The sequence below is a fragment of the Hymenobacter fodinae genome, assembly GCF_004745825.1.
Lineage (GTDB): Bacteria > Bacteroidota > Bacteroidia > Cytophagales > Hymenobacteraceae > Hymenobacter > Hymenobacter fodinae.
Window position 1 is genome coordinate 93778 of the sequence record NZ_SRLA01000004.1, and the last position, 12633, is coordinate 106410.

The window sequence follows — 12633 nt, forward strand, 5'->3', positions numbered from 1 at the left end:
AACAGACAAAGGGCGTTCGGCGTTAGGTATGGCGTGAGCCTTATGCTGCTCTCGTGATCCTCATTTTCCTCTCAGCCTGCGCATATGCATACTATTGAGCCACACTACGCTTGGATGGAGCAGTATTCGGCCTCTGAAGACCCCCGCTCTCCCCTTTTTGAAGCTGAAAATAGCCTTGATAGCTATGTCAATACTATCTACGGCTATTACATCCATCCGCAGTGGGACAGCCTTGACTCCGACACGCTATTCCTGAAAATTCTCTTTGTCGACTACGACTTAGGCATTGCCATCATCGAGTTTATCGGGGAATGGAACGACGCCATTGAGAATGATATCATGCACCTGAAGCGCAACATCATTGATATGATGACGCACGAAGGCATCCGTAAATTCATCCTTATTGGAGAAAACGTCTTTAACTTCCACGGCTCCGAAGATGACTACTACGAGGAATGGTTTGAGGATGTGGAAGACGGCTGGATTGCAGGCGTAAACTTTCAAGAGCACGTGATCCGCGAAATGCGCCAGTACAACCTCGACAGCTATATCAATTTTGGAGGCCAACTTGATGACCTTCCCTGGCGGACTTATGCGCCGCGCAAGCTATTTACGGTGGTCGATGGCTTGTTGCAGCGCCGGCTGGGCTAGGCCACTATTTTGACACTACATCATAAAAAAGGCCTCCCGTTGCCGGGAGGCCTTTTTTTGCGTCTGAGACGCGCTCAAATTACTGAGCAGGGGTAGTAGCGGGAGCCGTGGCAGGAGCAGTAGTCGAAGCAGGAGCGTCGGTAGCGTCAGCAGCATTCTCCATAGCGTCAGCCTTAGCGTCAGCCGAGTCACGAACGGCGTCAGCCTTCTCTTCCATAGCGTCAGCCTTAGCTTCGCCAGCAGCTTCTACATTCTCAGCACCTTGCTCAGCAGTATCTTCTTTCTTGCTGTCGCAAGAAGCAAAAGAGAACGAAGCGGCAGCCAGGGCGAGGAACAGTACTTTTTTCATGATGAGGGTTGGTTGAAAATGGTATGTCTGATTAAAACGACTTCACTGTAATCAGGAGAGAGTACCAGTGAAATTCGGGTGTTTATACTCCACTGTAGAAAAGGTAACCCGACAGTAGAAAAACTTTTTTCAACCACTTCTTTACGCAAAAAAGTGGCCTAGCGCCTCCACAAAGAGGATACTAGGCCACTGCACATGTAGCTCGCAGAAATTATTTCTTCCGGAAGATGATACCGATAGGGGTACCCTCAAACCCGAAGTTCTCCCGCAGGCGGTTCTCCAGGTAGCGCGTGTAGCTTTCCTTCACATACTGCGGCAGGTTGCAGAAGAAGGCAAACACTGGGTTGTGTGTAGGCAGTTGAGTTACATACTTAATGCGCACCATTTTGCCCTTCGTGATGGGTGGCGGATACTTCTCAATTTCGCGCAGCATCACCTCGTTCAGCTCCGAAGTAGGCACTTTCTTGCGCTTGTTGCTATACACTTCAATGGCCGTTTCAATGGCCTTGTGCACGCGCTGCTTGGTAAGTACCGAGGTGAAAATGATGGGCGGGTAGTTGATAGGCGCAATCTTCTCGCGGATCTTCTCCTCGAACTCCTTGGCCGTATTCGTTTCCTTATTCTCAATTAGGTCCCACTTGTTCACCAGAATCACAATACCCTTCCGGTTTTTGTCGGCTAGGCCTATGATGTTCACGTCCTGGGCCTCAATACCGCGGGTGGCATCGAGCATCACAATGCACACGTCGGACTCTTCCAGCGCCCGGATAGAGCGCAGCACAGAATAAAACTCTACGTCTTCGTGCACCTTGGTTTTGCGGCGCAGTCCGGCCGTATCGACCAAGATAAACTCGTTGCCAAAAGCATTATAACGCGCCTGAATAGAGTCGCGGGTGGTGCCGGCAATGTCCGTTACAATGCTGCGGTCGGTGCCCAACAGCAGATTCACGAACGACGACTTGCCCACGTTGGGGCGGCCTACCACGGCAATTTTAGGAATACCAGCGTCGGGTTCTTCCTCCCCTATTTCCTCGAAATGGCTGATAACGGCATCCAGTAGGTCGCCGGTACCGGAACCGCTCTGGCTGCTAATCGGGAAGATTTCGCCGTTGCCAATACCCAGGGTATAAAACTCGCCAGCGGCGTGGGCGCGGGCATTGGTATCGGCCTTGTTGGCTACAATATAGATAGGCTTTTTGCCCTGGTAGCGGCGCAGTACGTTGGCAAATTCCTCGTCGAGGTGATGTACGCCCGCGTCTACGTCAACCATGAACAGTACTACGTCGGCCTCGTCAATAGCCAGCTTCACCTGCTTATTGATTTCACCCTCGAAGATATCGTCGGAGTTGTGTACGTACCCACCCGTGTCGATTACGGTGTAGTAGGTACCGGTCCACTCGCCGTAGCCGTAGTGCCGGTCGCGCGTTACGCCCGACTCGTTGTCCATGATGGCCTTACGCTGGCCTACGAGACGGTTGAACAGGGTAGACTTGCCCACGTTGGGGCGGCCTACAATGGCAATAGTATTTTTCATGCGTCTGACTCCAGCCGCCGGCCCGACCATATTCGGCAGTGCCCGGAGTAGTTAAGTGAATGTGAGGTCGGATTAAACTTTTTAAAATCGTTGCCAAGCAACCGCCACCAGATATAGGCCTAGCAGAATGGCAAAGACGCGTTCATAAACTGCCGAGGGATACGCTGTTGACGAGACTGGCGAGATGATGCAGGCATCGTTTCTCGTTCAGGTTTGTGCTGCTGATAGTCAGTCTGTGCCTGACTCCATAAGACAATGCCGATGACAAAAACTACTATTGCAATAAGTAGCACTAGCCAACCAGGCATATCCTCCGGGACCATACCCTTTCTTCTTGGCTATTGGTTGTAGCCGAAACGGCTTAGCGCTTTAGGGTCGGTGCGCCAGTTTTCGTTGACTTTCACGTGGATTTCGAGAAAGACTTTCTTCTGGAAGAACTTCTCCATTTCCTCGCGGGCCCAGGTGCCTACTTTCTTGAGTGCGGCACCTTGCTGCCCGATAATGATGCCCTTCTGGCTGGCCCGCTCGACATAAATAACCGAGCGCATCCGGATGATATCGTCGTCTTCTTTGAACTCCTCAATCTCTACCTCGCAGCTGTAGGGTACTTCCTTCTTGTAGAGCTTGAAGATTTTCTCCCGAATCATCTCGGCGGCAAAGAACCGCTCCGGCTTATCGGTTAGCTCGTCCTTAGGGTAGTACGGCGGATGCACCGGCAGATAACCCAGAATCAGATCCAGCAGTTCACCGGTCCCGAACTTCTCTAGGGCCGAAATAGGCAGCACGCGGGCGGCGTTGGGTAAATGCTCGCGCCAGTACTCTACCTTGGCCTCTACCTCGGCTTGGTCAGCTTGGTCAATTTTATTCACCAGCAGCAGAATGGGCGTATCTACCATTTTGCGCAGGCGCTCTACTACCGGCTCTTCGTCGTGCTTTTCGTAAATGTCCGTCACGAACAGAATCACGTCGGCATCTTCCAGCGACGAGTACACGAACGACATCATGGCGTTGTGCAGCTCATATTTGGGCTGAATGATGCCGGGCGTGTCAGAGTAAACAAGCTGAAAATCGTCGCCGTTCAGAATGCCCAGGATGCGGTGGCGCGTGGTCTGGGCCTTGCTGGTGACAATGCTGAGCCGCTCGCCCATCAGGGCATTCATCAGCGTAGACTTGCCCACGTTGGGCTTGCCGATAATGCTCACAAAGCCAGCGCGGTGCGGAGTTGGTTCGGTATTCACTTCAGAATCTGAAAATTGGCCTGCAAAGGTACGACTTTCTGGCGGCTAGGCCACCCACCCTCTTAAACATAGGCACTGGGAAAATTGTCTGTACCACAAACTGCAAGATGACATAAGTCAGGTTTCAGTTTGTGATTCGTTGGCGAACTTTGCGGTTCGTAAAGCAGCTTATTTGGCTGCTGTCACGTTTCCCATGACTCGCCCCCGTACAACTCACGGCGTTATAGTATTCTATGCCCACCACCCCTTCTTCTACTAAAGGCCGCATCGGCGTCCTGCTCGTGAACCTCGGTACGCCCGATTCGCCCCAGACCGGCGACGTGCGCCGCTACCTCAACGAATTCCTGACGGATGCCCGCGTGATTGACATGCCCGCCGCCGTACGTTACCCGCTATTTCGGGGCCTAGTGGTACCATTGCGTGCGCCAAAATCGGCCAAAGTCTACCAGCAGCTCTGGACGGAACGTGGTTCCCCCCTACTCTTTCATGGCCTAGACTTGCAAAAGCTGGTGCAGGATACTTTGGGCAAGGATTACCTAGTGGCCTTTGGCATGCGGTATCAAAAGCCTAGCATTGAAAGCGCCTTAGAGCAACTGCGCGAGGCCGCAGTGGACCGCATCATTGTGCTGCCCTTATTTCCGCAGTACGCTGCGGCCAGCACGGGCTCGGTGCAAGAGAAAGTGATGGAAATAGTGAGCAAGTGGTGGGTAGTACCCAGCATCAGCTTCATCAGCACCTTCGTGGATGTGCCGGGCTTCACGGGTACGTTTGCCACGCTGGGCAAGGAAGAAATGGCCAAGCACCACTACGACCATGTAGTGTTCAGTTACCACGGCATTCCGGAGCGCCATGTACTAAAGGGCAGCCACAAGGGCTACTGCAAGCTGGGTAACTGCTGCAACAGCTACAACAAGAACAACCGCTATTGCTACCGGGCACAGTGCTTCGAAACGTCGCGCCTGCTGGGGGCCGCCCTAGGCCTCTCCCCCGACCAGTACACTACTGCGTTTCAGAGCCGCCTGCAAAGTCGCCTCCGCGACCCATGGCTGCAGCCCTATACCGATGAAGTGCTCAAGGAATTCCCGGCCAAGGGCATCAAAAACGTACTCGCCTTCTCCCCTGCCTTCGTAGCCGACTGTCTCGAAACGACCATTGAAGTGGGTGAAGAGTTTAAGGAGATGTTTGAAGAAGCCGGCGGAGAGCATTGGCAATTGGTTCCTTCGCTTAACTCGCACCCCCAGTGGGTAGAGACTGTAGCCGATATGATTCGGCAGAACTAAGTATTATCTGCAAAAAGGGCCGCTACATCATTGTAGCGGCCCTTTTTGTTACTCATTCAGTTGCTGGTCGCGCCGCCGAAAGGTATCCACGCCGTCGGGCCGCCGGTTATGATAGAAGCTCTGCTCGCTGTAGCCAGGCTGATCGTAAAAGTGCTGAACCGGCGCGGCCGGCAAGGGCAAGTTTAACGCGCGTAACATTGCCTCCTCATACGCACGGCTTATCTGAATTTCCGTGTAAGGTGGGTATTGGAGCACCGATTCGCTGGTGAGAGAAGGCACAAACACACTATCACTTTCTTCATCTATGGCTGCTACACCAATAGGCAGTAAAATGTGTCGGTCGTACTTGCTGATATTCAAGTCAGATGAGAGCTCGATATCCAGATAGCGGACCTTCAGTGATTCAACTTCCACAATGAGTTCGTGCACGTCGCCAAAGGCCTTACCGTCACCACCGCGCACCGTCCAGCCGCGCACGTCGGGGTTACCGTCGGCTACTTCAAACTCAGATAAATCGCGGAGGCGCCGTAAGTGCATGCCTTCGCCGGAAGGAATTGGATCGGGTGTGGTTTCCATGGGTACGGATGCGTAATAAGAATTCTGCCTAGCGGGCAGGCTGACTGATAACCTTAACGATGTCGGCGGACCGGCTCAAGAAGGCTTGCACTTGCTGCTGCTCCTGAGGTGTAGTAGTTCGGCCAGAAAGTGCGTTGGCTTGGCTTACGAGTTCGTTGGCGTCATTCTCTAGCGCTGGGTAGCCTTTTTGCTGAATGGCCTTGATGAGGTTGGCAGCGGCCACATACCCTGGGCGTAGACTAGTGCCTGCTTCCTGCAAACGACTAGTAGCACTGGTCAGGTCATCGCGCTTTTCACTTACGGTGGCATCACGCAAATCGTCGCGGTCGGCCAAGGGGCGCAAGGTGGCCATCAGCACTTCTAGGCCACGTCGGCCATAGGTGGGCACCGTCGCATCAGACGCGGCAAAGGCAGCCAGCTCATCAGGCGAGCCTCCTGGTTCTTCCGTAGCCATTTCAGCTACGGCGGGGTCGTTGGTAGGCCTAGGGGCCGTTTCAGCTCCGGTGGTAGAATCGGGAGCAGGCTCGGCAACAGGGGCGGCGGGTACTGCGGGCACAGGCTGGTCACTATCGGCCCTGAATACATAGTACCCGACGGCTGCCAAGCCTAGCAGTACCAGCAGAACAAGTAGCCAGGGGCTGGGAGAAGACTTTTTCCGTTGAATATTAATGTCGGCCATAGAAGCAGGTAAAGAGTAGTTGGACAGTCATACGGATGCCGCCCCGAATACGATACGCCTACCAGCCTACGCGTTGGTTGACCATTAGGCGAATCCCCGGAGTAGGTGTGCCACAAACTAGTATGTTTGGCCTTGCAGAACCAGCCTGCTCTACTTTACTGCTTATTCTTCTTATTTAGCCCGTGTCCAATGGTTTCAGATCAACTCCTCGATGAGCTGCGCCACCGTGGCTTACTCTCAGCACATCATACCGAGGCTATTCGGCAGGATGAGCGCAGCCGGCCGTTTTCCCTGCATTATGAGTTGCGAGCAGCCCTATACCTAGGCATTACGCTGCTTACGGGTGGCCTAGGCGTTCTGCTCTACCAACATCTGGATGACATTGGGCACGGCGTAGTTGTGCTAAGCATGGCAGTGCTGATGCTGACAGGCTTTGGCTATGCCGCCCGGCATCGGCAGCCGTTTACGTGGGAGCAAGTCACAACAAGCAGCTTCGTGCCCGACTACGCGCTGCTGCTCGGCTGCTTGTTATTTCTGGCGCTTGAAACCTACCTACAAGTACAGTACAATCTGTTTGGCAATCGGTATGGGTTAGCCACTGTGCTGCCGGCCGTTCTGTTTTTCTTACTGGCCTACCGCTTCGACCACCGAGGCGTGCTGGCCATGGCTATTACTGCACTGGCCTCGTGGGTGGGCGTAAGCGTGGCGCCACTTTCGGCTTTCACTGACAATAACTTTCTGTATTACGGTCTCGGCGGGGCGGCCGTGGGTTTGGGCCTGCTGCTGACTGCTGTGGGGTTTGAGGCGGAGATTAACCGGCATAAGCCGCACTTTGCTTTCACTTACATCTCGCTGGGCGCCAATCTGGCCCTGCTGGCGGCTACAAGCGCTTTGTTTACTTTTTATCCACAACCGTTCCTCCCGAAGGTGTTGGTTGTCCCGCTGCTAGTGGTGCTCAGTGGTAGCCTAGTATGGTACGCCCGTCGCACGAAGTCCTATTTGTTTCTGCTCATGGGGGTTCTGTATGGCTATATCACGGTCACGTATCTTCTTTTCAGGGTGCTAGATGGAGTTCATGGAGAAATAGGGGCTACGATTGTTATGCTCTACTTCACGCTGTCGGCGGTGGGAGTGGTAGTGTTGTTTGTGCACGGCAAGAAATTCCTGAACCGCTCATGAACCTGAAAGCCTACAACCCTGCCTGGGCCCAACACGAGGCCATGCATGCTGCTACCGCCCGCTGGTTTCGCCGCGGCTTGCTTACCAGCGAACAGCAACAAGCTATTCAAACTGCATACCCGCTTGATTTCTATCGGCCCGGCCTGTTTCTGCGCATTGGCCTGTTCATCTTTGCCTACATCGGGGCATCGGGGATGGTAGGCCTGCTGGCTGTGATTACCAGCTTCGACCACTTGGAGTCCTTGGCCTTTATTGCCGCTATTGGTACTTGGCTGGCGCTGGAGTTTTTCATCCGAAGTTCGCGTTTGTATCACGCCGGCGCCGATAATGCACTGCTCTACATGGCCTTGGGTTGGGCAGCATTGTGGCTGACCGCCGTGTTAGATGACGTACTTCCGTCTATTTCTTCATCGTCGTTACTTAGCAGCATTCAGACCACCTTACTACTAGGGCCCTTGTTTCTGCTAGGCCTACTGGCCACCATTCGCTTCGCCGATAGAGTAGTAGCCTTTGCCACCTATTGTTTGCTGCTCTTACTGATTACTATCTGGTTGCTCCAACTACCCTTCGGCAGGCTAGTGCTCCCCTTTATACTTATGGCCGTTTCGGCGGGCGCCTACCAGCTGGTGGCTCTGCTCAGCAAGCGCCCTGATTATACATACTACCAGCGGTGCTTGGTGGTGCTCAAAGTTCTCTCCCTGAGCAGCCTGTATTTAGCAGGCAACTACTACGTAGTCCGGGAGGGCAATGCCGTGCTTGGCGGCGACTATCTATCCGCTCAAATTCCCTCTGCTCCGGTCTTTTATCTACTCACGGCACTTGTTCCGCTACTATACATCAGAGTTGGCCTTCGGCACCCAAGTCGGGTGTGGTTGCTGACTGGCCTAGCGGCCGCGGCCTTCTCACTATTTACGCTGCGCCACTACCGGGCAGTGCTCCCAACCGAAATAGCAGCCGTACTTTTTGGCCTTCTCTTAATACTTCTGGCTGTGTGGGCCGCCCGCTATCTACGGCCAACTCGCCATGGCCTCACCTCCCTTGCCCAAGATGAGCAACCTCCTCTTTTCAATCTGGAGTCATTGATTGTAGCTGAAACGGCCGTGGTGCCCACGGCTCCCGAGCCCACCTTCCAATTTGGAGGAGGGCATTCGGGCGGTGCCGGCGCCGATGGAACATATTAACATGCTAGGCCACTATAGCAACCTGGCCAAACGAACTAGGCCTATGTAAAAAAGCCCGCTTCCATACAGGAACGGGCTTTTTCGGTAAATGACTTTGAAAACCTAGATTTTCTGAGGTTGCTTCCGGTACATCTTGGCCAGCTGCTCTACGGCGTAATCTACTTCTTCCGCTGTGTTGTATTTGCTCATGGAGAAGCGGATGGCTCCCCGGTTCTGATCGGCGCCTAGCGCATTCAGCACGTGCGACCCTGCATTGGCTCCGCTGGTACAGGCTGATCCGCCCGAAACAGACACCCGATTGATGTCGAGGTTGAACAACAGCATCTCGTTCATATCAGAGGGAGGCAAGCTCACGTTCAGCACGGTGTACAAGCTTTCATCCGCCACCGCCGAGGTACCATTGAAGTCAACCCCATCAATCTCGGTCCGGAGCTTTTGAATAAAACGGTCTTTAAGCCCCTGGATGTGCTGCTGATGCTCTGCCATGCCACGGGAAGCAATTTCCAGGGCTTTTGCTAGGCCTACAATGCCGTACACATTTTCAGTGCCGGCTCGTTGGTTGCGCTCCTGCGAGCCACCATGGATAAGAGAATCTACCAGCACACCCGACCGGCGGTACAGGAAGCCCACGCCTTTCGGTCCGTGGAATTTGTGCGCTGAGCCTACCAGAAAATCTGTTTTTATTTTCTGCACATCCAACTGGTAGTGCCCCATAGTCTGCACCGTATCCGTATGGAATACCGCGTTGTGCTGTTGGCAGATTTCCCCAATTGCCTGAATGTCGTTGAGGTTGCCAATTTCATTATTCGCGTGCATCAGGCTCACATAGGTACGCCCCTGGTGGTTGCGCAGTAGCTCATCCAGATGTTCAAGATCAAGCCGACCCTGGTCATCGTGGCGCACATAGCTCAGTTGAATATCACCGGCTTTCTCCAGCGCTTGCAGCGTGTGCAACACGGCATGATGCTCCAGCGGCGAGGTTATTGCGTGCCGTAAACCCAACGTCCGCACGCTGCCAAAAGCAGCGTAATTATCGGCTTCCGTACCGCAAGAAGTAAACACAATCTCCGCTGGCGCTGCGTTGATCAGGTGCGCAATAGTTTTACGTGCATTCTCAATTGCTGCCCGCACCTGTCGCCCGTGCCCATGAATACTGCTGGGGTTTCCAAAGTGGTCACGCATAAATGGCAGCATGGCGTCCAGCACCTCTGGGTCAAGAGGAGTCGTGGCGGCATTATCGAAATACACAGTCATGAGCAAAACGGCTAAACAGAAAGGAATAGGCGAAAAACGATACAAAAATAAAGGATTCCGGCGGGGTAGCCGGAATCCTTTATTTCAATGAGTGCCCGTGAGCAGTCGAATATCTTGCAAAAGGCGCAACGACAGACCGCAATTAGTAGGCACTCAGCCTAGAATGCTGGGCTTTAGCCCTATTGGTTGATAATTTCCTTTATATCACCAATAATTTTGTTGGCCAGATGGTCAGCCGTAGCGTTAGAGTCTGATTCTGCATAAATGCGAATGATAGGCTCCGTATTCGACTTACGCAGATGCACCCACTCCTTATCAAACTCAATTTTCACCCCATCAATTGTATTGATAGGCTGCTTGGCGTAGCGTTTCAGCATTTGCACCAGCACCTCATCGGTATTGATTTCCGGCGTGAGTTCGATTTTATTTTTAGAGATGAAGTAGTTGGGGTACGATGCCCGCAGGCGCGTCATGGTAAGGCCCGTATTAGCGAGGTGACTCAAAAACAGGGCAATACCTACCAATGAGTCGCGGCCGTAGTGCAGCTCGGGGTAAATGATACCACCATTACCCTCACCGCCAATTACAGCGGAGGTTTCCTTCATTTTGTTGACCACGTTCACTTCGCCTACGGCCGCCGCAGCATAGCTTCCGCCATGCTTTTCGGTCACATCGCGCAGGGCCCGAGTGCTGCTCAGGTTACTTACGGTGTTGCCACCGCCATTCTGCTGCAACACGTAATCAGATACCGCTACTAGCGTGTATTCCTCGCCGAACATGGTTCCGTCTTCGTTCACCAGTGCTAGACGGTCAACATCAGGGTCCACCACAATTCCAACGTCAAACCCACCTTTGGCCAGAATGCGCGAAATATCGCGCAGATTCTCGGGGAGTGGTTCAGGGTTATGCGCGAAGTCACCGGTAGGCTCGCAGTATAGCTTCTCAATCACCTCAACGCCCAGCGCTTCCAGCAGCATAGGCACTGCAAAGCCGCCCGTAGAATTTACTGCATCTACTACCACCCGGAAGTTACGGGCCTTAATAGCCTCCTTGTTCACTAAGGGCAACTGCAGGATAGCCTCAATATGCTGCTGCAGGAATGTCTCGTCGGTGGTGTAGTGGCCTAGCTTGGTAACGGGGGCAAAGTCAAATGCTTCTGAGTCGCCTAGTGCCAACACTAGCTTGCCATCCTCATCCGAAATAAACTCCCCCTTGCTGTTGAGTAGCTTGAGCGCGTTCCACTGCTTAGGATTATGAGATGCCGTCAGAATAATTCCACCACCAGCTTGCTTAGCCGGAACTGCCATTTCCACCGTAGGGGTGGTACTCAGGCCCAGATCGATAACATTAATCCCTAGCCCTTGCAACGTGGCCGACACCAGACGGCTGACCATATCGCCAGACAAACGGGCGTCTCGGCCGATAACGATAGTATTATTATTGGTTTGGTTGAGAACCCACGTGCCAAATGCAGCCGCGTATTTCACCACGTCAATCGGCGTTAAGCCTTCACCAGCTGCACCACCTATGGTTCCTCGGATGCCCGAAATTGATTTTATTAAAGCCACAGTTTTGAGTCTATTTTGAATTGCGCAAAAGTAGACAATACCCCCTGCTTTCCCTACGAAAGTTGCGCTAGGCCAGTCTGCTTACGCGTGATATTGCCCACGTATGTATGCCCGAAGACTTTAAAAGGATTTAGCACACGCCGTATAAACTGTATATTTGACATAATGGAATATAATACTGCCGATCGGCGCCCGGAACAGTTAGCCGCCTTTAGTCGCCTCCTTGATGTGCTTGACCGCTTGCGGGCAGAGTGCCCCTGGGACCGGAAACAGACCCTGCAAAGCCTACGCCACCTCACAATTGAAGAAACGTACGAGCTTGGTGATGCTATTCTGCGCAACGACCTACCAGACTTAAAAAAGGAGTTGGGCGACGTCATGCTGCATCTCACCTTTTACGCCAAAATTGCCAGCGAGCAGGGCGCATTCGATATTGCGGACGTCCTTAACGCACAGTGCGAAAAGCTTATTTTTCGGCATCCACACATCTATGGCAACGCACAGGCAGAAACAGAAGACGACGTTAAACGTAACTGGGAACAACTCAAACTACAGGAAAAAGGTAACACCTCTGTACTAGGTGGCGTACCTGTGTCGTTACCGGCTTTAGTGAAGGCCATGCGCATTCAGGAAAAAGCCCGTGGCGCTGGCTTCGACTGGGAAAAACCTGAGCAAGTATGGGCAAAGGTACAGGAGGAGCTCGGCGAATTCGCCGAAGAGTACGCTCAAAAAGACCCTGCTACCGTTAATCAGGAGCAAGCCAGTGCTGAATTTGGCGACTTGCTTTTCTCTCTAATCAACTTTGCTCGTCACGCAGGTATTAACCCGGAAGAAGCGCTTGAGCAGACCAACCGTAAGTTTATTCAACGGTTTCAATACCTTGAAAATGAAGCAAATCGTGATGGACACCTACTCAAGGATCTTACCCTTGCGCAGATGGATCGTTACTGGGAACAAGCTAAAAAGCTCCCCCCTAATTCATCGGAGAATACCGCAATAAAATAGCCTTTTTTTGGGCTGCGAAGCGTTTAAAAGCTTCTAAAGCCATTTTTCATTTGGCGGCACACATGTTTTTACTTAGGTTTGCCAAGGCTAGCCCTACTTTTGGAACAGGCCCCGCACACGAGCAGACCCATGTTTTTTA

General features: G+C 52.9%; 12 protein-coding genes. 5 read left to right on the top strand and 7 right to left on the bottom strand.

Annotated elements, in window-relative coordinates; genetic code table 11:
- Positions 1-84: 84 nt before the first annotated feature.
- A complete protein-coding gene (locus EU556_RS18195) occupies positions 85-651 on the top strand; it encodes a hypothetical protein (protein ID WP_135435571.1) in 567 nt (188 codons plus the stop codon).
- 79 nt (positions 652-730) lie between these two features.
- Here the strand turns inward: EU556_RS18195 and EU556_RS18200 are convergent, their stop codons facing one another.
- From EU556_RS18200 to era, 3 genes are all read right to left on the bottom strand, one after another.
- Entirely contained in the window at positions 731-1000 is a 270-nt protein-coding gene (locus tag EU556_RS18200) for a hypothetical protein (RefSeq protein WP_210116327.1), read from the bottom strand.
- A gap of 211 nt (positions 1001-1211) precedes the next feature.
- Positions 1212-2534: a ribosome biogenesis GTPase Der gene (gene der, locus EU556_RS18205; RefSeq protein ID WP_135435572.1), complete on the bottom strand. Its 1323-nt coding sequence runs from the start codon at positions 2532-2534 to the stop codon at positions 1212-1214.
- Between the two features lie 338 nt (positions 2535-2872).
- Positions 2873-3772 (bottom strand): GTPase Era, encoded by a 900-nt coding sequence (gene era / locus EU556_RS18210; protein WP_135435573.1) that lies wholly within the window; start codon positions 3770-3772, stop codon positions 2873-2875.
- A gap of 233 nt (positions 3773-4005) precedes the next feature.
- Between era and hemH the strand changes: the two genes are divergently transcribed.
- On the top strand, positions 4006-5052 hold the full coding sequence (gene hemH, locus EU556_RS18215; RefSeq protein ID WP_135435574.1) for a ferrochelatase: 1047 nt from the start codon (positions 4006-4008) through the stop codon (positions 5050-5052).
- Positions 5053-5100: 48 nt separating this feature from the next.
- Here the strand turns inward: hemH and EU556_RS18220 are convergent, their stop codons facing one another.
- Positions 5101-5628, bottom strand: a complete 528-nt coding sequence (locus tag EU556_RS18220; protein ID WP_135435575.1) for a PRC-barrel domain-containing protein — start codon at positions 5626-5628, stop codon at positions 5101-5103.
- Positions 5629-5656: 28 nt separating this feature from the next.
- Complete coding sequence (locus EU556_RS18225) at positions 5657-6307, bottom strand: hypothetical protein (RefSeq protein ID WP_135435576.1); 651 nt, start codon at positions 6305-6307, stop codon at positions 5657-5659.
- A 189-nt stretch (positions 6308-6496) separates the two neighbouring features.
- On the opposite strand from EU556_RS18225, the gene EU556_RS18230 reads away from it, so the two are divergent.
- On the top strand, positions 6497-7486 hold the full coding sequence (locus EU556_RS18230) for a DUF2157 domain-containing protein (RefSeq protein WP_135435577.1): 990 nt from the start codon (positions 6497-6499) through the stop codon (positions 7484-7486).
- Positions 7483-8667 (top strand): hypothetical protein, encoded by a 1185-nt coding sequence (locus tag EU556_RS18235; protein ID WP_135435578.1) that lies wholly within the window; start codon positions 7483-7485, stop codon positions 8665-8667. The genes EU556_RS18230 and EU556_RS18235 overlap by 4 nt, the downstream gene beginning before the upstream one ends.
- 102 nt (positions 8668-8769) lie before the next feature.
- Here EU556_RS18235 and EU556_RS18240 read toward each other — a convergent pair whose 3' ends face one another.
- Complete coding sequence (locus tag EU556_RS18240; RefSeq protein ID WP_135435579.1) at positions 8770-9921, bottom strand: cysteine desulfurase family protein; 1152 nt, start codon at positions 9919-9921, stop codon at positions 8770-8772.
- Positions 9922-10100: 179 nt separating this feature from the next.
- Positions 10101-11489: a phosphoglucosamine mutase gene (gene glmM / locus EU556_RS18245; protein WP_135435580.1), complete on the bottom strand. Its 1389-nt coding sequence runs from the start codon at positions 11487-11489 to the stop codon at positions 10101-10103.
- A gap of 165 nt (positions 11490-11654) precedes the next feature.
- Between glmM and mazG the strand changes: the two genes are divergently transcribed.
- Positions 11655-12494 (top strand): nucleoside triphosphate pyrophosphohydrolase, encoded by an 840-nt coding sequence (mazG, locus tag EU556_RS18250; protein WP_135435581.1) that lies wholly within the window; start codon positions 11655-11657, stop codon positions 12492-12494.
- Positions 12495-12633: the final 139 nt, after the last annotated feature.